The following is an 18,819-nucleotide window of genomic DNA, read 5'->3' as shown; positions in this document are numbered from 1 at the left end:
AGCGGGGAAGACTTTCATGAAACTGATGACCGGCAATTCGAACCTGCCACTCGCGCAGGAGATCTCCGCTTATCTCGAGATCCCGCTGACCGACGTCAGCGTGCGGCGGTTCGCGGACGAGGAGGTCTTCGTCGAGATCAACGAGAACGTCCGCGGCGAGGACGTGTTCGTGATCCAGTCGACCGGCTATCCCGCCAACGACAACCTCATGGAATTGCTGATCATGATCGACGCGCTGAAGCGTGCGTCGGCGCGCCGCATCACCGCGGTGATCCCGTACATGGGGTACGCGCGACAGGACCGGAAGCCAGGGCCGCGCACGCCGATCTCCGCCAAGCTGGTCGCGAACCTGATCACCGTCGCGGGCGCTAACCGCGTGCTGTCGGTCGACCTGCATGCCGGGCAGATCCAGGGCTTCTTCGATATCCCGACGGACAATCTCTACGCGGCGCCGGTGATGTCGGCGGATATTCTCGCGCGCTTCAAGGGCAAGAACCTGATGGTCGTTTCGCCGGACGTCGGCGGCGTGGTCCGTGCGCGCGTGCTCGCCAAGCGACTCGACAACGCCCCGCTCGCGATCGTCGACAAGCGCCGCGAGCGCGCGGGCGAATCGGAGGTGATGAACATCATCGGCGAAGTCGAGGGGCGCTTCTGCATCCTGGTCGACGACATCGTCGATTCGGCGGGGACGCTGTGCAACGCGGCAGCTGCGTTGAAGGAGGCGGGCGCTGAGGACGTGGTCGCGTATGTCACGCACGGCGTTCTGTCGGGCGGGGCTGTGGCCCGAGTCGAAGGCTCGGAACTGCGCGAGTTGGTGATCACGGATTCGATCGGGAACCACGAGGTCATCAAAGACGCTCACGGCAAGATCCGCCATCTCCAGATCGCGCCGTTGCTCGGCGAGGCGATCAAGCGGATTGCGGATGAGACTAGCGTATCGAGTCTGTTCGACTGAAGACGGACGCAGGTGCGGCAGCGTCCGCGCCAATGCTCGCATAGCGGGCAGTGTCCGACTCGGCCGGCGGTTCGGTGAAGCCGAACCGACCGACGGCGGCTTTGCCTACCGTAACTTGTCTCACTGTGTTTTCCTGCGAACGCAGGAACCCAGAATTTCCTTAGTTGCGCGTTTAGTACCCTAAGCTCCTGCGTCCGCAGGAGAACAATACTGCCACGTCGGCAAAGCCGCCGTCGGATGGGTTCGCTTGGGCGACCCACCGGCCGAGCTTGCAATTGCGCACCGCTACGCTCGCGCATCAGCGCGGGCGTAGCCCCGCCTATCGCTGGCTCAGTGCCACAATATGCTCGAACACCGCCGGATGCAGCGGTTTCGCGAACGCGCAGCCATATTTGAACTTGTCGCGCCACGCGACCACCGCCTCAAGCGCGGCCAGCCCCGGCAACGTCAGCCACACCACCGTCCCCGGCCACAACGTAAAGCTCGTCTCCGCACGAAATCCCGAGAGCGACAAATCCGTCACCTCGATCTCGAATCGCGTCTGGCCCCGATCGCGCAAATGCGCGCGCATCTTGACGGCCTTGCGTAGCGCCTGACGGAGCTCCTCGCCTTTCGGTTCGGCGGGGGGGATGGGGACGGGCTGTGTCATGTCCGGAACACTGCTCCCCAAGTGGTTACTAATCTCCAAACGCCTTACGATTCGGCCGCTTGAGGTTTGGCCGCGCGTGGCTGGACGAATGTACCATCGGCACCGGCGAGGTAACTGCGGAGCGCAATAATTCGGAGTCGGATCGCCATGGTCCTGCTGTAGAGGCAGCGGAGCGCGACGCAAAAGGAATTGCTTTAGATCAGGCCACTCGTGGTCATTAAATCGATCTAATGATAATGATGCGCAACTGCAAATGCCTTAAGGGTGGATTTGCTGGCCGCCCTGTGCTTTACGCCCAACCAATTCCCGAGTTTCCTAAAAATTGCGTGGAGCCTTCCCGATGAACATCCATGAATACCAGGCCAAGGAACTGCTGGCCAAGTTCGGCGTCCCCGTGCCTGCCGGTTTCGCGGCGCTGACCGTCGAGGAGGCCGTCGAGGCCTCGAAGAAGCTTCCCGGACCGCTCTATGTCGTCAAGGCGCAGATCCACGCCGGTGGCCGTGGTAAGGGCAAGTTCGTCGAGCTCGGCCCCGATGCCAAGGGCGGCGTCCGCCTCGCCAAGACCGAGGACGAGGTTCGTGCAGCCGCGACCGACATGCTCGGCAACACGCTCGTCACGATCCAGACGGGTGACGCGGGCAAGCAGGTCAACCGCCTGTACGTCACCGACGGCGTCGACATCGACAAGGAATTCTACCTCGCGCTGACGCTCAACCGCACCACCGGCCGGGTGATGATGGTCGTCTCGACCGAAGGCGGCATGGACATCGAGGCGGTCGCGCACGACACGCCCGAGAAGATCCAGTCGATCGACATCGACCAGGCGACCGGCTTCATGCCGCATCACGGTCGTGCCGTCGCTGCTGCGCTGAAGCTCACCGGCGATCTCGCCAAGCAGGCCGCGAACACCGCGTCGAAGCTGTATGACGCGTTCATGGGCACCGATGCCGAGCAGATCGAGATCAACCCGCTCGCGGTTACCAACGACGGCAAGCTGATGGTGCTCGACGCGAAGGTCGCGTTCGACGGCAACGCGCTGTTCCGCCATAAGGACCTGCTCGAACTGCGCGACGAGACCGAGGAAGATCCCGCCGAGCTCGAGGCGTCGAAGTACGACCTCGCCTACATCAAGCTTGATGGCGACATCGGCTGCATGGTCAACGGCGCCGGCCTCGCGATGGCGACGATGGACATCATCAAGCTCAACGGCATGTTCCCGGCCAACTTCCTCGACGTCGGCGGCGGCGCCAACAAGGAGAAGGTGACGGCGGCGTTCAAGATCATCCTCGCGGATCCGAACGTGAAGGGCATCCTCGTCAACATCTTCGGCGGCATCATGAAGTGCGACATCATCGCCGACGGCATCGTCGCCGCGGCGAAGGAAGTGAACCTCTCGGTGCCGCTGGTCGTCCGCCTCGAGGGCACGAATGTCGAGAAGGGCAAGGAGATCCTCGCGAACTCCGGCCTCGCGATCGTCCCGGCGAACGACCTTGGCGATGCCGCTAAGAAGATCGTCGCGGAAGTGCAGAAGGTCGCGGCCTAACTGCCGTCGACCTCGCATACTGATTCTGCGAAAAGAGGGGCTCGGACGGAAACGTCCGGGCCCTTTTTCGTTGATGTCGTACACTATCCGGCAGGTGGTCCGATCGGCATCTCGCCGTGACGCTACGGCATAGCGATGTTTCCATACCGGACTTGCGAAAACGGCTCGAAACGGCCATCTGTCGCGCCAACGCCGCCATACTGTGACGGTGATCGAAACGAATGATTTCACCTTGGAAGGAACCCCGATGAAGGTGCTGGTGCCGGTCAAGCGCGTGCTTGACTACAACGTGAAGCCCCGCGTGAAGGCGGACGGAACGGGCGTCGATCTGGCGAACGTCAAGATGAGCATGAACCCGTTCGACGAGATCGCGGTCGAAGAAGCGATCCGCCTCAAGGACAAGGGCGTGACGGAGATCGTCGTCGTCTCGATCGGCGAGCAGAAGAGCCAGGAAACGCTCCGCACCGCGCTCGCGATGGGCGCCGACCGTGCGATCCTCGTCGTCAGCGAGACCAAGGTCGAGCCGTTGGGCGTCGCCAAGATCCTCGCCAAGATCGTCGAGGAGGAAAAGCCCGACCTCGTGATCCTCGGCAAGCAGGCGATCGACGACGACAACAACCAGACCGGGCAGATGCTCGCCGGCCTCCTGAACTGGGGCCAGGGCACGTTCGCGTCGAAGGTCGAGATCGCCGACGGTTCGGTCAACGTGACGCGCGAAGTCGATGGCGGCGCAGAGACGGACACGCTCAAGCTGCCCGCGATCATCACCACCGATCTTCGCCTCAACGAGCCGCGCTACGCCTCGCTGCCGAACATCATGAAGGCGAAATCGAAGCCGATGGCGCAGAAGACGCCGGCCGATTTCGGCGTCGACGTGACGCCGCGCCTGACCACGCTGAAGGTGGTCGAGCCCGCCAAGCGCTCGGCCGGGATCAAGGTCGCCGACGTCGACGCACTGGTCGGCAAGCTCAAGGAAATGGGAGTCGCCAAGTGAAGACGCTCGTCTGGGTCGAACATGACGGTCAGGCCGTCAAGGATGCCACGCTGTCGGCGGTTACGGCCGCCTCGCAGCTCGGTGAAGTCCATCTGCTGGTCGTCGGCCAGGGCGTCGACGGCGTCGCTGCCGAGGCTGCGAAGATTGCCGGCGTAGGCAAGGTGCACGTCGCCGACGACGCAGCGTTCGCGCATGCGCTCGCCGAGAACGTCGCACCGTTGATCGTCGAGCTGATGGGCGCGCACGATGCGTTCGTCGCGCCGTCGACGACGCACGGCAAGAACATCGCGCCGCGCGTCGCAGCCCTGCTCGACGTGATGCAGATCAGCGACATCCTGTCGGTCGAGAGCGAAGACACGTTCACGCGGCCGATCTACGCCGGCAACGCGATTGCAACCGTGCAGTCGACCGACGCGAAGAAGGTCATCACGGTGCGCGGCACGGCATTCGCCAAGGCCGCGACCGAGGGTGGATCGGGCGAGATCGAAGCGGTCGCATCGACCGGAGACAAGGGTCTGTCGACCTTCGCCGGTTCGGAGATCGCCAAGAACGAGCGTCCTGAGCTGACCAGCGCGAAGATCATCGTCTCGGGCGGCCGCGCGCTCGCATCGAGCGACCAGTTCCACGCGATGATCGATCCCTTGGCCGACAAGCTCGGCGCGGGCGTCGGTGCCTCGCGCGCCGCGGTCGATGCAGGCTATGCCCCGAACGACTATCAGGTCGGCCAGACCGGCAAGATCGTCGCGCCGGAAGTGTATGTCGCGGTCGGTATCTCGGGCGCGATCCAGCATCTCGCCGGCATGAAGGACTCGAAGGTCATCATCGCGATCAACAAGGACGAGGACGCACCGATCTTCCAGGTCGCGGACATCGGCCTGGTCGGCGATCTGTTCAAGATCGTGCCGGAGTTGACGGCGAAGCTGTAGGCGAAGCCGCTGCGCGAGGCGAAGCCTAGCGCAACAGCAAGCCCGGCCGGCGGCGCTCCAGCGCCGACCGACGACGCGGGATTTACTCCCGCGTCGCGCGCCACGAATGGGCGGTGTGACTTCGGTCGCGCCGCCCGTCCTCGTACAGACCAATATCGATGCACGTCCGCGTCCGTGATTGCGGGCTCGTATCAGCATCCACCACACAGCACCCCGGGCACGCCCAGGTTACTAAAAACGGTGCCCTTCAAAAAGGGTCGGTGCTCATCCCCGCGAAGCAAGGATACGGCCGCGTTCGGACGACAGCACGCTCTTCGTTGTTCTCCCGCGAAGGCGGGAGTCCAGTCTGGGTCCCCGCCTTCGCGGGGAAACACGCTACCTTTGCTCCAAGGATAGCAGCGAACACCGGGCTCGCTCTAGAGACGTCGGACGTTTCAGCCACTGAACGGCACATGCGACCCCCAACCACGACGTTGCCGCCCACCGCCCGCCTCCCCAATTACCCACCATGTACGGCGTCCACTCGAACCCGCGCGACCGCCTGATATCCGCTGGCAGCGCCGCGATACTCTGTGCCGTCATCGGCTACACGCTGATCCTCGGGCTCGGCGTCAGCATTCCCTGCGCCATCCCCGACGCGCTGAAGACGTTTGCCGTCGGCCCGAAACCGCTGCCATCGCCTGAAAAGATCATCCCACGCCCCGCGAAAAGCCATCGCCCCGAAGGCGCAGCGTCCCCTGCGAACCTTCGCTCGAAGGCGACTGAAGTCGTCGTTCTCAAGCCAATCATCACCCCGATCGTTCCACCGCCCCCGGTTATCGTCACACTGACACCAGGCCCCGGCAGCGACGCCACCACGGGCGCTGCCCCCGTTCCCGGACCAGGGACCGGCGCAGGCGGCGAGGGGAACGGCACCGGTAGCGGTCGCTCCGGAAATGGCGACGGCGACGGTGGCGACGAAACGCCGCCCCGCCTCATCAAGGGCCGCTTCAAGAACAAGGATTTCCCCAATGCCGAGGCGGTGATCGGCGCGGGCGGGGTCGTCGGCGTTCGCTACACCGTCGAGACCGACGGCAGCGTCACGCACTGCATGGTCACGCGCTCCAGTGGAAACGGCGTGCTCGATGCGACCACCTGCCGCCTGATCGAACTGCGCTTCCGCTATCGCCCCTGGCTCGACGCCGCCGGTCGGCCGGTTCGCTCTACCGTGGTCCACAACCAGGAATGGGTGAACCAGCTCGATCCGCCGTCACGCGGTAACTGACGCCGATCGCCCCAGCCGGCCGCCACTAAGCCCCCGCGCGACCGATGGCGAGAGCGCCATCTGCACCTGCCCTAGCACGACCGTGACGCCGAGCACCAGCAGCGGCTGGACCAGCAGATATGCCGGATACAACCCCGCCCCCAGCGCGCCGGTCGCCAATCCGATCACCGGCCCGAAGAGCCACAGCAGCACCAGGTGATCACAGAATGCGAGAAACCCGTACCGCTCGATCCCGCGCAACCGGTCCGCTAGGTTGCTCCCAGCCAAGCCCCAAGCGAGCCGCCAGAACAGCACCGCGGAGGCCACTCGAAACACGATATCGAATGCCGCCATCACATGCGGATGCGCGTCGAAGAACGCGTTCCCCAGCAGCGCGGTCCACAGCCGCGGCGCGATCAGTGCGACGAATGGCAGCGCGCATAGGGCGACAGGCCACCCCGCTACCCGCTCCGCCACGCCAAATCGCCGCGCGGCGATTCCAGCGGTAAAGAAGAGCAGGATCTGCGGTCGCAGCAACAGCGGGACGTGCACCCCGGAAACGCTCCACACGATCACGATCGATGCGACCAGCGCCAGCCACGCTGCCGACGCACGTACCAGAACCGGGGCGAGCATCATGCAGACGAACAGGTCGCGCAGGAACGGCATCTGCACGTTGACGTCATTCGCATGCACGAGCGGCACCAGTTCGTTGAGCGTCCAACCGATGCTCGTCGGCGTCGGCGCTTTCAGGTCGCCGAACGTCGCCGCCGCCCCCACCAGCACAATCGCGATCGCATTCCACAGCAGCATCGGCAGCAGGATCGTCCGCGCCTTGCCGAGCAGAAATGGGCCGTAGCCCTGGCGCGTCGCGGTCGAGACGACCAGCCAGCCGGAGATCATCCCTAGCAGCGGCACCGCGCTACGCCCGAACACTTCGCCGAGCACCGTTCGCAGCACCGCCTGCCAACTGAACGCCGCTGCCGCCAATTCCTCGGCAGTGCGTCCGGTCCAAGCGTGGACGTAGACGATCCCCATGATCCCGATCAGCCGCGCGATCGCGATCGCGGTGGAGAGCCGGCTATCCGCCTCGCGCGCCGGTTCGGCCATTCCCGTATCCAATCCCGACCCTCTTCTCACGTTCGGCGAGCGCCTTACCCGGCTTGTCGCGCGCGAACACCTCCTTCAGGATGGAGTGGACGCCATGGGGGACCAAGACATGATCGCCGCATTCCTGCTGCTGGCCGCGCAGGCGAGCCCCGACGTGGCCCTATCACGCCGTGTCGAGCGCGTGCTGGAGCGCAGCCCGGTGATCGACGGGCATAACGATCTGGCCTGGGAGATCCGTGAACTGCACGACGCGAAGGTCGAGGCGGTCGATCTTTCCGTAGACACAGCGCGGCTGCCGAACCCGCTCCAGACCGATATTCCCCGCCTGCGCAAAGGTCATGTCGGCGGGCAGTTCTGGTCGGTCTACATTCCCGCCGATGCGCCGCGCGCGGTGGAGATGACGCTGGAGGAGATCGACATCGTCCGCCGTTTCGTCGCGGCGAACCCGGCGACGTTCGAACTCGCCACCACTGCCGCGGACATCCGTCGGATCGAGAAGGCCGGGCGGATCGCCTCACTGATCGGCGTCGAGGGCGGGCATCAGATCGACGGGCGGCTGTCGGTGCTGCGCCAATATCGCGCGCTCGGTGTGGCGTACATGACGCTGACGCACGGCAAGAGCCTGAACTGGGCGGACAGCTCGACCGACGCACCACGTGCGAACGGGCTGAGCGACTTCGGGCGGCAGGTGGTCGCGGAGATGAACCGGATCGGGATGATCGTAGACGTCTCCCACGTCTCGGACGCAACGATGGCCGCCGCGCTCGCCGTCACCAGGGCGCCGGTGATCGCCTCGCACTCCAGCGCACGGGCGATTGCGGATGCGCCGCGGAATATCCCCGACGACCTGCTCCGCGCGATTGGCACGAACGGCGGCGTGGTGATGGTGAACTTCTATCCGTCGTTCCTGTCAGGCGAGTGGCGGGCCTGGGATGTGGCACGCTCGGCCTATGCGAAGTCCGTCGGCGTGCCCGCGAACGTCTATGGCGCGAAATCGCCTGCGCCGCTGGTGGCATGGGACGCCGCGCATTCCGAGCCTCAGGTCACCGCCGCGACCGTCGCCGATCATGTCGAGCATATCGCGAAGATCGCCGGTCACGATCATGTCGGGATCGGCGGCGATTTCGACGGCATTCAGGGGACCGGGCCGATCGGCTTGAAGGGCGTCGACGGCTATCCGCTGCTGTTCGCCGAACTGGCGCGGCGGGGATGGAGCGATGGCGATCTGGCGAAGCTATCGGGCGGCAATGTCCTGCACGTCATGGAGCGGGTGGAAGCGGTTGCGAAGGGGACGGTGGGGATGCCGCCGCTTGATGCTACCGATGTGGCGTCTCGGTGAACGATCGATCCGCCCTCACCCAAGGATAAGCAAAGGCGGACTTCTTCTCCCCTCCCTAGAAGGGAGGGGGCGGAGGTGGGTTTGGTTCCGCGAATTCCAAGGCTGATGACTCATACTCGCCAACCCACCCCCAGCTCCTCCCTTTCAGGGAGGCGAGAATCCGCCCTTCAAGGATCCGGCATCCGCTGCGGTGCGGGCGGCTCGACTATCAGCGGGGGCACCGTGCGCAACACCAGTCCGATCACCAGCGCAGCCATGCCGAGCAAAAGGCAGAACGCCGTCACCCCCGGCCATCCGGCATGCGTCCACGCGAACCCGCCCGCGGATCCCAGCACGCTCGACCCCATGTAATAGAAGAACAGGTAGAACGCCGCCGCCTGTCCCCGCGAACCCTGCGCCCGCCGGCCGACCCAGGCGCTCGCGATCGAATGCGCGCCGAAGAAGCCGATCGTCACGACCGCGATCCCCGCGATTACCAGCACCAGCGGCGTCATCGCGGTCAGCGCGACGCCGACGATCAGCAGCACGACGGGGATCCAGAACACCTTCCGTCGCCCAAGCCGTCCCGCCAGCGTCCCGAACTTCGCCGAACTCACGGATCCCAGCACGTATAACAGGAACACTCCGCCGACCGCTGCCTGGCTGAGGCTATAGGGCGGGCTCATCAGCCGGAAGCCCGCATAGTTGTAGACGGTGACGAACACGCCCATCAGCAGGAACGCCTCGAGGTACAGCAACGGCATCGCGCGATCGGTGAACAGCGCGCCGGCGCTGCGCAGCAATGTGCCCGGTCGGCCCACGCTCGGCGTGAAATTGCGCGATAGCGGCGCGAGCCGACGGAATGCCTCCGCCATACCGAGCCCCGCGACGCCGACTGCGGCGAGTGCCCAGCGCCAGCCTTCGAGATCGGCGACGATGCTCACGACCAGCCGCCCCGCCATCCCGCCGAGCGCGCTGCCCGCGATGTACAACCCCATCGCCGCGCCGACCGCGCCCGCATCGACCTCTTCGGCGACATAGGCCATCGCCACCGCCGGCACGCCTGCGAGCGCGACGCCGGTGAGGAAGCGCAGCACGAGCAACCCGCTCCACCCCGGCACGACCGCCGCCGCCAAGGTCAGCGCGCCCGCCGCGAACATCGCCGCGATCATCAGCGGACGCCGGCCGACGCGGTCCGAGACGAACCCCGCGAACAGGATGCCGATCGCGAGCGGACCCGTCGCCAGCGACACCGCCAGCGACGCGCCCTCCGCGGTCAGCCCGAATTGGGCAGCGAACAGCGGCAGCAACGGCTGCACCGAATAGAGCAGCGAAAAGGTCGAGAACCCTGCGAACAGCATCGCCAACGTAAGCCGACGATAGGCGGGCGTGCCGAGAGCGATAGGCGCTTCAGAAGCCACTCAGGAAGCTCGCGACGTTGTGGCCGAGTGCATTGATCGCGTAGCCGCCTTCCATGACGATCGCGGTCGGCCAGCCCCGTGTGGAGATATCTCTGGCCAGCGCCGTATAGTCGGGCGTGGTCAGCTTGAAGTGCGAGATCGGATCGCCCTCCCACGTATCCGCGCCGAAGCTGACGACGAGCAGGCCGGGATCGAACGCGGCGATCGTGTCGAGCGCGGTGGTCTGCGCGGTGCGGAAGGCCTCGATCCGTGTGCCATGGGGGAGGGGAATGTTCAGTGTCGTGCCGACCCCTTCGCCCTCGCCGGTTTCATCGTCATGGCCCCAGTAGAAGGGGTAGTCGGTCTTGGGATCGGCGTGGACCGAGGCGTAGAACACGTCGCTCCGGGCATAGAAAATGTCCTGCGTACCGTTGCCGTGGTGATAGTCGATGTCGAGGATCGCGACGCGCGCGATACCGGCGTCGCGGGCGGCTTGGGCGGCGATCGCGGCGGTGTTGAGGTGGCAGTATCCGCCGCAATAGTCTGCGCCGGCGTGATGGCCGGGCGGGCGGCAGAGCGCGAACGCCGCGCGGTCGCCGTCGAGGACCGCGTGCGTCGCGGCGAGCGCGGACTGCGCGCTGCCATAGGAGGCGGCCCAGGCCTCGGGCGTGATCGGCGTGGTCGCGTCGAAGCTGTGTGCGCCGATCAGCGCGTCGATTCGGGTGAGGTCGAGCGGACGGCGGCCGCGGATCGGGAAGGTGTAGGGGATCGCGTCGCCGTCTCGCCCCGCTTCGCGCCACAGTCGCGCGGCGTCCTTCAGGAAGGCGACATAGGCGGGGGACTGCACCGCAAGGATCGGCGCCTCGCCACGATCCTCCGGCGTCTCGACCGGACCGATCGCGTGCAGGATCGCGTCGATGCGCGCTGGCGTCTCCGCATAGGCAGTGAACGCGCCGTTATGGAGTTCGCGCGCAGGGGCGTGGGTTCGCTGGGAGTCGTCGAAGAACAGCCGCATGTTCGCTCCTTGGTGCGCGGTCATGAGGGAAGAACCAACCGATCGCGTCCGGGGTCCTACGGGATCGCGCGCGTTCGGCAAATCCGACGGCTCAGAACAGCGCCAGTTGCCGATCGTCGTCGCCGCTGAGCAGCCAGCGCCCAATCACGTCGTGGCGCGTCCGACCGACATGGCTGTGGACCAGCACGAACGTATCCACGTCCCAGCCGATCGGCGCAATGGGTTGCGTGAACGACACGCCGTCGCGGTAGCCGAGCGTCATGTGAGGACTGAACCGATAGCCTTCGCGGGCGCGTAGCCCTGCCGCCTCGCGTGCTACCGCAATCCGCTGATGCAGTGCGGCGAGCGAGGCGTTCTTGTGGCGCGGACGCAGGGCGATAGAGCGATCGCTGCCGACCGCGGTATCGAACTGGAGTGCGAACGGTACTGCTTCGACCGCATCGCCGATCGCTTTCAGGTCGCGTTCCAGCGTGGTCGAGACGCGATCATGGTCGTCGAGGATATCGATCGTCACATGCAGATGCTCGGGGCGCAGCTTGTCCCGGTCGGTTTCGAACCACGACGCTGCGGCGGTAATCTGGCGCGCTAGCGGGAGTGGCGGGCGGAGCGCGAAGAACAGGCGATGACGCGCGAACGGTCGATGGAACATGCCGGTTTCCGAATCGGGGGAGGCGGACTTGTTGCTAATATGTTCTCGTTAAGCTGTCGAGGCGATACGGCCGCTCGGCCAACCTGAAACCACCACCCCGGCGAAGGCCGGGGCCCAGTTGGAAAGGTCGTGGTAACGGCGCTCTGCGTCCAGTTATGAACGTCCCCCAACTGGGCCCCGGCCTCCGCCGGGGTGGTACTTCTTCGAACGCGTCGTCTTACCGGGCGAGCGCTTCCGCGATCAGTTTCCGCGAGTTCTCGACCCCGTACAGCGCAATGAAGCTCCCCATCCGCGGGCCTTGCTCCGACCCCAGCAACGTCTCGTACAGCGCCTTGAACCAGTCGCGCAGGGTTTCGAACCCGCCGGTCTTGCCGATCTCGTAGACGATGTTCTGGATATCCTCCGCGCTCGCCTCCGCCGGCAACGCGGCGAGCTCCGCGTCCAGCCGCTCCAGCGCCGCGACCTCGACGCCCTCGGGCGCACGGCGCTTCAATGTCGGCGCGACGAAATCGCGGCTATAGGCCAGCGCATAGCCGATCAGCCGGTCGAGCTCGGGATACTTCTCCGCCGACGCATCGGGCACATAATTGGCCAGATACCCCCAGACCTGCTCCTTGCTCGCATCGCCCATCACCCCGACGAGGTTGAGCAGCAGCCCGAACGTCACCGGCAGCTCGCCGGTCGGCAGCTTGCCATCATGGATGTGATGCACCGGATTGCCGAGCTTCTGCTTCAGGTCCTGGTCTGCGTAATTGCCGCGGAACTGCCAATATTCGTCCACAGCGCGCGGGATCACGCCCATGTGCAACGACTTCGCCTTCTTGGGCTCGCGGTACGCATAGAACGCCAGCGATTCCTCGGGACCATAGGTCAGCCACTGCTCGAGGCTCAGGCCATTACCCTTCGACTTCGAGATCTTCTCGCCATTCTCGTCGAGGAACATCTCGTAGTTGAAGCCCTCGGGCGGGCGCCCGCCGAGCACGCGCGCGATCTTCGACGACTGCGTGACCGAATCGATCAGGTCCTTGCCCGCCATCTCGTAATCGACGCCGAGCGCGACCCAGCGCATCGCCCAGTCGACCTTCCACTGCAGCTTCGCCTTGCCGCCCAGCACGCTCTGCTCGATCCGCTGGCCTTCGTCTTCGAACGCGATCAGGCCCGTCTCCGCATCGATCACCTCGATCGGCACCTGCAACACGATCCCGCTGGTCGGCGAGATGGGCAACACCGGCGAATAGGTCGCGCGGCGTTCTGCGCGAAGCGTCGGCAGCATTACGTCCTGAATGCCCTGGAAGTGCCGGAGCACGCCTTTCAGCGCCTCGTCGAAACGCCCGCCGGTGTAATATTCGGTCGACGACGCGAACTCGTAGTCGAAACCGTAGCGGTCGAGAAATTCGCGCAGGATCGCATTATTGTGTGCGGCAAAGCTGGAGTGCGTGCCGAACGGATCCGGGATCTGCGTCAGCGGCTTGCCGAGATGCTCGCGCAGCATGTCGCCGTTGGGGACGTTGTCCGGGACTTTCCGGAGACCGTCCATATCGTCCGAGAACGCGATCAGCCGAGTCGGCGTATCGCTCAGGGCGTGGAAGGCGTTGCGCACCATCGTCGTGCGCAACACTTCGTTGAACGTGCCGATATGCGGCAGGCCCGATGGTCCATAGCCCGTCTCGAACAGTACCGGGTCGCCCGACTTGCCGTTCGGATACCGCTTGAGGAGTTTGCGCGCCTCCTCGTACGGCCAGGCTTTGGACTCGAAGGCGGCGGTGCGGAGTTCGTCGGTCATGATGCAGCGCGACTAGCGCGTGCACTCCGATCCGTCACCCCCACTGCCGCATGCGTCTTAGCGGCAACGATCCTTCGCGGTGATCGTCCGGTCGACCGCACGGCCACCGAGGGCACCTGCTGCGCCGCCGGCAAGCGTGCCGAGCAGCCCGCCGCCGACCGCATTGCCGAGCACCGCGCCGCCGACGCCGCCTGCGACGAGACCGGTCGTGCCGCTCGAATGACGGCAACGCTTGGCGCGGTAACGACGGTCATGGCCGCGATATTCGCGCTTGGAGCGTGCTTCGGCCTTGCCCGTAGGAATCACGGCGGCTGCCGGGATTGCGAGCGAGAGCGCGCTCAGCGCCATGAGAAACTTCCGCATGATGATCGTCCCTGTTGATGTAGGTAAAGTTCGGTATCGATGAGTGCGCAACGCACGTGAACCGTGCCGGTTGCGTAACGGCCGATATGGGTGCTGATACAATCCTCCCCCGCAAGGGGGAGGTGGCGCCGCAGGCGTCGGAGGGGGGGACACGGAACGTGGGTCGTCGCCTGCCGCCCCCTCCGTCAGGCTGCGCCTGCCACCTCCCCCTGGCGGGGGAGGATTGTGCAGGCATTCAAATCTGAAGCACCCTTGGCAGCACAAAAGGTTGCCCTTTCGTTCCGTGTCCCGCAAGGTCGCGCGGTGCTTCGCTATCCTGCCCTCCACGCCAGCCACGCCGGCATCTGGATCGCGAACGCGGACGGCGCGCGTCCGATCGGGCGGGGCGAGGCGATCCGGATCGCTGCCGATACGCCGGTCATCATGCTCAACGCGCCGCTGGTCGGGCAGCGACTCGGGTATCCCGATCTGTCGGGGCTCGACCTGCTCGAACTCTACGCGTTCCTCCGCCCCGCGCAGTTCGCGGTGCCGACGCCGAAGGGGATTGCGCGGGTCACCGGCCTCGACGTGCCGACCGAGGACGGGGAAGTTGCGCCGTTCCTCCTCCGCGCGGCCGAAGCGATGCTGGCGCTCACCGATGGCGACTGGCCCGAGCGCGAGGGCGCGTGGACCGCGGCGCAATCGCTGTTTCGGCTGCGTTGGCCTTGGGCGCCGGTCGTTGCCGAGCGGCTGAAGAAGCCGGCGGTCAACGAACGCTGGCTGTTCTCGTCGCTTCCCGAATGGGAGGAGCACGCACCGCGACCCGCCCCGCGTACCGTGACGATCGAGCCGGGCGATGCCGAGGCGCGGCTCGTTGATCTCACCGGCCACGGCGCCGAGGAACGTCCCGGCCAGCGTGCCTATGCCGGCGCCGCCACTGCCGCGTTCGCGCCACGGGCGATGCGCGATACGCCGAACCTCGTCCTCGCCGAGGCCGGCACCGGGATTGGCAAGACGCTCGGCTATCTTGCTCCTGCCTCCCTCTGGGCGGAGAAGGCCGGCGGTGCGGTGTGGATCTCGACCTACACCAAGACGCTGCAACGCCAGCTCGGCCAGGAAACCGCGCGCCTTTATCCCGACGCGGCGATCCGGAAGGCCAAGGTCGTCACGCGGAAAGGTCGCGAGAATTATCTCTGTCTGCTCAATCTGGAGGATGCGCTGCAAGGCGGGTTCGCGGGCCGCGCGGCGATCCTCGCGCACCTCGTCGCGCGCTGGGCCGCGTATAGCGCGGACGGCGACATGGTCGGCGGCGACCTGCCCGGCTGGCTGCCGACGCTGTTCCGCCGGAACGGCTCGACCGCGCTAACCGACCGGCGCGGCGAGTGCGTGTATGCCGGCTGCCCGCACTACCGGAAGTGCTTCATCGAGCGCGCCGCCCGCGCCTCGTCCGACGCCGACATCGTCATCGCCAACCACGCGCTGGTGATGGTCAACGCGGCAAGGGGGCGCGAACTCGCCACGCGGCCGACGCGGTACGTGTTCGACGAGGGGCATCATATTTTCGACGCCGCCGATTCGATGTTCGCGACCGCGCTGACCGGCGCCGAGACGATCGAACTCCGCCGCTGGATTCTCGGCCCCGAATCGAGCGGTCGCGGGCGGCGGCGGGGTCTTGCGGCGCGCTTGTCCGATCTCGCCAGCTACGACGAACAGGGGGCCAGGGCGATCTCCGACGCGGTGACGGCGGCGGGGGCGCTGGCGTCCGACGGGTGGCTGCAACGGCTTGGCGAGGGTGCGCCGTTCGGGCCGATCGAGACGCTGCTCGCCGCCGTCCGTGGGCTGACCTATGCGCGGGCCGAACAACCGGGCGACGCGGGCTACGGCCTGGAGACCGAACTTGCCGAACCCGATGCGACGCTGATCGAGGCCGCCGCGCCCGCCGCCGCAGCTCTCGACGCGCTCGTCCGCCCGCTCGTAACGCTCGGCCGCCGCCTCGAAGCCGTCCTCGCCGAAGCCCCCGACTGGATGGACGCGCCCGCCCGAGCCCGAGTCGAAGGCGCGATCGCCTCGATCGGCTGGCGCGCGGAGACGGTGGCGTCGTGGCTGTCGCTGCTCGCGCGCGTCGGCGGGCCGGTCGATGGGGATTTCGTCGACTGGCTCGCGGTCGACCGGATCGAAGGGCGCGAGTTCGATATCGGCCTCCACCGTCACTGGCTCGATCCGACCCGCCCGTTCGCCGAAATCGTCCTGAAGCCCGCGCACGGTGCGCTCGTCACCTCCGCGACGCTGACCGGCGGCGGCGATTGGGAAGTCGCCGAAGCGCGAACCGGTGCGCCGCATCTGCTGCGCCCCGCCGCCCGGTTCGAGGCGAAGAGCCCGTTCGATTATACCCGCCAGGCCGAAGTCCTGATCGTCACCGACGTGAAGCGGGGCGATATCGGTGCACTCGCCAATGCCTATGCGCAGCTGATCGTCGCCAGCCGCGGCGGCACGCTCGGGCTGTTCACCGCGATCCGGCGGTTGCGCGGTGTCCACGGCCGCATCGCCGACCGACTCGCCCGCGAAGGCCTGCCGCTCCATGCGCAGCACGTCGATCCGATCGACACCGGCACGCTGGTCGATATTTTCCGCGATGATCCGGGGGCATCGTTGCTTGGCACCGATGCGCTGCGCGATGGTGTCGACGTGCCCGGCGAATCGTTGCGGCTGGTGGTTATGGAGGGCGTGCCTTGGGCTAAACCGTCCGTTCTGCACGCCGCGCGGCGTCTGGCCGGTGGCGGCTCGGCGTATGACGATCGGCTCGTTCGCGCGCGGCTCGCACAGGCATTTGGTCGCCTGATCCGTCGCGCAGACGACTCCGGCGTGTTCGTGATGCTGTCCGCCGCGATGCCCTCGCGGTTGCTCAGCGCGTTCCCGCCGGGCGTGCCGATCGCCCGCGTCACGCTCGAGGAAGCGGTGGCCCGGGTCGCAAGCCGGCTTTCCTCCAATCCACTTTCTTCTGGCGCGGCGGTAGGGCATGAGAGCCGCGAACCCGCTCGAGGATTGCCATGAAGACGTTGACGCTGTTGCGCCACGCCAAGTCCGGCTGGGACGATCCGGTCGCGCGCGATTTCGACCGCCCGCTCAACGCCAAGGGCAAGCGCGCCGCGGCGATGGTGGGGCGGCACATGCGATCGCTGGGGCTTACGTTCGATCACGCGATCGCGTCGCCGGCGGTGCGGGTTTCGGAGACGTTGGAGCAGATCGAATCGGGCTATGGCCGGACGATCGCACCGGACCTGGACCGGCGGGTGTATCTCGCGTCGGCGGCGACGTTGCTGGATGTGGTGCACGGGTTTCCGGCCGAGGCGGAGAGTGCGTTGCTGGTCGGGCACAATCCCGGGTTGGAGGATCTCGTCCTGATGCTGGTCGCGGATGGGCGCGATCCGCTGCGCGACGCGGTCGAGGACAAATATCCAACGGCGAGCATTGCCGAGCTTCAGTTCGAGGGGAAGTGGGTGGATGTTGCAACCGGTACGGCTCGCCTGACCCGCTTCATCCGCCCCCGCGATCTCGATCCGACTTTAGGGCCCGACGCAGACTAAAGCCTTGTTCTCCCGCGAAGGCGGGGACCCAGACTCGGCTCCCTCCTTCGCGGGAGAACAAGGCGGCGTGAGCGTTCCGCTCCTTCAACTTCACACCACCCCGGCGAAGGCCGAGGCCCAATTGGAGAGGTAGTTGTAACGGCGGACCGCCCTACCTCACTATCGGCCCCCAATTGGGCCCCGGCCTTCGCCGGGGTGGTGCAGATTTTTTGGTAAGCTAATCTCGAACAAGCCCGAGACCGCGCCGCTGCTCAGCTCTTCTCCGCCATCCTAGCCTTCAGATCCGAGAACGCATTCGCCGGCCGGAACTCGTCCTCGCTGATCACCCCTGCCGCCGCCAGAGCCGCCGCCGCGTTCGGCCCCCGAGGAAACGGATCGATCGCCAGCGCCAGCGTATCCGCCGCCGCTTCGCCAAGATCGATCGTGCCACCCTCGATCGCGACCGTATCGAGCGCGTCGTCGGACAGCTCGACCTCGTCGCCCTCGGACACCAGCTGATCGACGAACAGCAGCGCGACCGGCTCGTCGATCTGCGTATCGAGCGGTTCGTCGGTCACCGAACACGCCTGCACCGCCGCGCCGGTCACGCGGCCCTTCACGACGATGCCGCTGTCGGTGCGCTTGATCCCCAATCGCGCGTCGAGTCGCGTGATAGAGAGCAGCGCGAACCGCTTCGCCAGCGCCGCGCGCTCATCCTCGGTCGCGGCGATCTCGACGATCCGCTCGCGCTCGCCGATCGTGTCGAGGCGTTCGGGGCGGCTGAACTCGGGCTTCACGGCAATTCTCCAGATAACAGATTTGGTAGTGGCGTCGCAGCCAGCCCCGCATGAAACGCCATTACCGACTCGCGGACGTGAGTCAGCGCGGAAGCGTCCGGCGCGGCGCCCCGGTACAGGTTGCGCACGAGGGCCGGCGCGATATCGCCCGCCGCCAGCCCGTCGCGGTACGCGCCAAGCCGCCCGCCAAGCATGCTCATCATCTTGCCGATATGCTTGCCGACGATGATGTCGCCGATCCCGATCTCGCGCAATTGCCCGTCCATGTCGTCGACGAAGCGCTCGGTCAGACGCGTCGCGGGTTCGCCGCCAGCGGGCTCCGTCTCGAGCCGCAGCATGACGATCGCCAGCAAGGTCGCGATCATGTCGAAGCGGCCGTCGACGGTGTCCGGCACCGCGCCCTCCCGATACCAATGTTCCGCGCGGGCCCGGCCGACAACAGCGTTGTAAAGCGGCAGCGCCTCGTCGGGCTTCTCGCCGAGCAGTCTTCCCAACCAGCTCAAAATCTATCGTCCTCAACACGAAGCCGCGC

General features: G+C 66.3%; 17 protein-coding genes. 8 read left to right on the top strand and 9 right to left on the bottom strand.

Annotated elements, in window-relative coordinates:
* The first annotated feature begins 16 nt into the window (after window positions 1-16).
* The gene (locus tag AC59GX_RS09905) at window positions 17-955 is read left to right on the top strand and encodes a ribose-phosphate pyrophosphokinase (protein ID WP_056064113.1); all 939 of its coding nucleotides are present in this window, start codon (window positions 17-19) and stop codon (window positions 953-955) included.
* 319 nt (window positions 956-1,274) lie between these two features.
* Here AC59GX_RS09905 and AC59GX_RS09900 read toward each other — a convergent pair whose 3' ends face one another.
* Window positions 1,275-1,604: a PilZ domain-containing protein gene (locus tag AC59GX_RS09900; protein ID WP_056487867.1), complete on the bottom strand. Its 330-nt coding sequence runs from the start codon at window positions 1,602-1,604 to the stop codon at window positions 1,275-1,277.
* Between the two features lie 340 nt (window positions 1,605-1,944).
* On the opposite strand from AC59GX_RS09900, the gene sucC reads away from it, so the two are divergent.
* The 4 genes from sucC (at window position 1,945) to AC59GX_RS09880 (ending at window position 6,331) form a co-directional block, all read left to right on the top strand.
* A complete protein-coding gene (gene sucC, locus AC59GX_RS09895; RefSeq protein WP_056053980.1) occupies window positions 1,945-3,147 on the top strand; it encodes an ADP-forming succinate--CoA ligase subunit beta in 1,203 nt (400 codons plus the stop codon).
* A 247-nt stretch (window positions 3,148-3,394) separates the two neighbouring features.
* Window positions 3,395-4,141, top strand: a complete 747-nt coding sequence (locus tag AC59GX_RS09890; RefSeq protein ID WP_056064107.1) for an electron transfer flavoprotein subunit beta/FixA family protein — start codon at window positions 3,395-3,397, stop codon at window positions 4,139-4,141.
* A complete protein-coding gene (locus tag AC59GX_RS09885) occupies window positions 4,138-5,067 on the top strand; it encodes an electron transfer flavoprotein subunit alpha/FixB family protein (protein ID WP_426283311.1) in 930 nt (309 codons plus the stop codon). The genes AC59GX_RS09890 and AC59GX_RS09885 overlap by 4 nt, the downstream gene beginning before the upstream one ends.
* 508 nt (window positions 5,068-5,575) lie before the next feature.
* Window positions 5,576-6,331, top strand: a complete 756-nt coding sequence (locus tag AC59GX_RS09880; protein ID WP_426283313.1) for an energy transducer TonB — start codon at window positions 5,576-5,578, stop codon at window positions 6,329-6,331.
* Here the strand turns inward: AC59GX_RS09880 and AC59GX_RS09875 are convergent.
* A complete protein-coding gene (locus AC59GX_RS09875; RefSeq protein ID WP_497301620.1) occupies window positions 6,317-7,420 on the bottom strand; it encodes an acyltransferase family protein in 1,104 nt (367 codons plus the stop codon). The genes AC59GX_RS09880 and AC59GX_RS09875 overlap by 15 nt on opposite strands.
* Window positions 7,421-7,529: 109 nt before the next feature.
* Here AC59GX_RS09875 and AC59GX_RS09870 point away from each other — a divergent pair, with 109 nt between their 5' ends.
* Window positions 7,530-8,759: a dipeptidase gene (locus tag AC59GX_RS09870; RefSeq protein ID WP_426283316.1), complete on the top strand. Its 1,230-nt coding sequence runs from the start codon at window positions 7,530-7,532 to the stop codon at window positions 8,757-8,759.
* A gap of 167 nt (window positions 8,760-8,926) precedes the next feature.
* On the opposite strand, the gene AC59GX_RS09865 is transcribed toward AC59GX_RS09870, so the two are convergent.
* The 5 genes from AC59GX_RS09865 to AC59GX_RS09845 all read right to left on the bottom strand — a co-directional run bounded on the left by AC59GX_RS09865 (window position 8,927) and on the right by AC59GX_RS09845 (window position 13,948).
* On the bottom strand, window positions 8,927-10,159 hold the full coding sequence (locus AC59GX_RS09865; protein WP_426283318.1) for an MFS transporter: 1,233 nt from the start codon (window positions 10,157-10,159) through the stop codon (window positions 8,927-8,929).
* Window positions 10,149-11,153 carry a histone deacetylase family protein gene (locus AC59GX_RS09860; protein ID WP_497301619.1) on the bottom strand — a complete coding sequence of 335 codons (1,005 nt, stop codon included), beginning with the start codon at window positions 11,151-11,153 and terminating at the stop codon, window positions 10,149-10,151. Before AC59GX_RS09860 ends, AC59GX_RS09865 begins: the two co-directional genes overlap by 11 nt.
* A gap of 91 nt (window positions 11,154-11,244) precedes the next feature.
* The gene (locus AC59GX_RS09855; protein ID WP_497301617.1) at window positions 11,245-11,802 is read right to left on the bottom strand and encodes a 2'-5' RNA ligase family protein; all 558 of its coding nucleotides are present in this window, start codon (window positions 11,800-11,802) and stop codon (window positions 11,245-11,247) included.
* 217 nt (window positions 11,803-12,019) lie between these two features.
* Window positions 12,020-13,585 (bottom strand): lysine--tRNA ligase, encoded by a 1,566-nt coding sequence (locus AC59GX_RS09850; protein WP_426283324.1) that lies wholly within the window; start codon window positions 13,583-13,585, stop codon window positions 12,020-12,022.
* A gap of 57 nt (window positions 13,586-13,642) precedes the next feature.
* Complete coding sequence (locus AC59GX_RS09845; protein WP_056053958.1) at window positions 13,643-13,948, bottom strand: hypothetical protein; 306 nt, start codon at window positions 13,946-13,948, stop codon at window positions 13,643-13,645.
* A gap of 303 nt (window positions 13,949-14,251) precedes the next feature.
* On the opposite strand from AC59GX_RS09845, the gene AC59GX_RS09840 reads away from it, so the two are divergent.
* Window positions 14,252-16,978: an ATP-dependent DNA helicase gene (locus AC59GX_RS09840; RefSeq protein ID WP_426283326.1), complete on the top strand. Its 2,727-nt coding sequence runs from the start codon at window positions 14,252-14,254 to the stop codon at window positions 16,976-16,978.
* Window positions 16,975-17,511 carry a SixA phosphatase family protein gene (locus tag AC59GX_RS09835; RefSeq protein WP_136188779.1) on the top strand — a complete coding sequence of 179 codons (537 nt, stop codon included), beginning with the start codon at window positions 16,975-16,977 and terminating at the stop codon, window positions 17,509-17,511. Before AC59GX_RS09840 ends, AC59GX_RS09835 begins: the two co-directional genes overlap by 4 nt.
* A gap of 251 nt (window positions 17,512-17,762) precedes the next feature.
* Here the strand turns inward: AC59GX_RS09835 and AC59GX_RS09830 are convergent, their stop codons facing one another.
* Window positions 17,763-18,287, bottom strand: a complete 525-nt coding sequence (locus AC59GX_RS09830) for a YceD family protein (protein WP_136188778.1) — start codon at window positions 18,285-18,287, stop codon at window positions 17,763-17,765.
* Complete coding sequence (locus AC59GX_RS09825; RefSeq protein WP_497301615.1) at window positions 18,284-18,790, bottom strand: ubiquinol-cytochrome C chaperone family protein; 507 nt, start codon at window positions 18,788-18,790, stop codon at window positions 18,284-18,286. Before AC59GX_RS09825 ends, AC59GX_RS09830 begins: the two co-directional genes overlap by 4 nt.
* Window positions 18,791-18,819: the final 29 nt, after the last annotated feature.

It is taken from the genome of Sphingomonas sp. 320_CC (genome assembly GCF_059691795.1).
This window is presented reverse-complemented; position numbering and strand designations above follow the sequence as displayed.

Bases quoted from the DNA above. Each gene is read 5' to 3' on its own strand.
- AC59GX_RS09905 (WP_056064113.1), top strand. From the start codon at position 17: ATGAAACTGATGACCGGCAATTCGAACCTGCCACTCGCGCAGGAGATC.
- AC59GX_RS09900 (WP_056487867.1), bottom strand. From the start codon at position 1,604: ATGACACAGCCCGTCCCCATCCCCCCCGCCGAACCGAAAGGCGAGGAG.
- sucC (WP_056053980.1), top strand. From the start codon at position 1,945: ATGAACATCCATGAATACCAGGCCAAGGAACTGCTGGCCAAGTTCGGC.
- AC59GX_RS09890 (WP_056064107.1), top strand. From the start codon at position 3,395: ATGAAGGTGCTGGTGCCGGTCAAGCGCGTGCTTGACTACAACGTGAAG.
- AC59GX_RS09880 (WP_426283313.1), top strand. From the start codon at position 5,576: ATGTACGGCGTCCACTCGAACCCGCGCGACCGCCTGATATCCGCTGGC.
- AC59GX_RS09875 (WP_497301620.1), bottom strand. From the start codon at position 7,420: ATGGCCGAACCGGCGCGCGAGGCGGATAGCCGGCTCTCCACCGCGATC.
- AC59GX_RS09870 (WP_426283316.1), top strand. From the start codon at position 7,530: ATGATCGCCGCATTCCTGCTGCTGGCCGCGCAGGCGAGCCCCGACGTG.
- AC59GX_RS09860 (WP_497301619.1), bottom strand. From the start codon at position 11,153: ATGCGGCTGTTCTTCGACGACTCCCAGCGAACCCACGCCCCTGCGCGC.
- AC59GX_RS09855 (WP_497301617.1), bottom strand. From the start codon at position 11,802: ATGTTCCATCGACCGTTCGCGCGTCATCGCCTGTTCTTCGCGCTCCGC.
- AC59GX_RS09850 (WP_426283324.1), bottom strand. From the start codon at position 13,585: ATGACCGACGAACTCCGCACCGCCGCCTTCGAGTCCAAAGCCTGGCCG.
- AC59GX_RS09845 (WP_056053958.1), bottom strand. From the start codon at position 13,948: ATGCGGAAGTTTCTCATGGCGCTGAGCGCGCTCTCGCTCGCAATCCCG.
- AC59GX_RS09835 (WP_136188779.1), top strand. From the start codon at position 16,975: ATGAAGACGTTGACGCTGTTGCGCCACGCCAAGTCCGGCTGGGACGAT.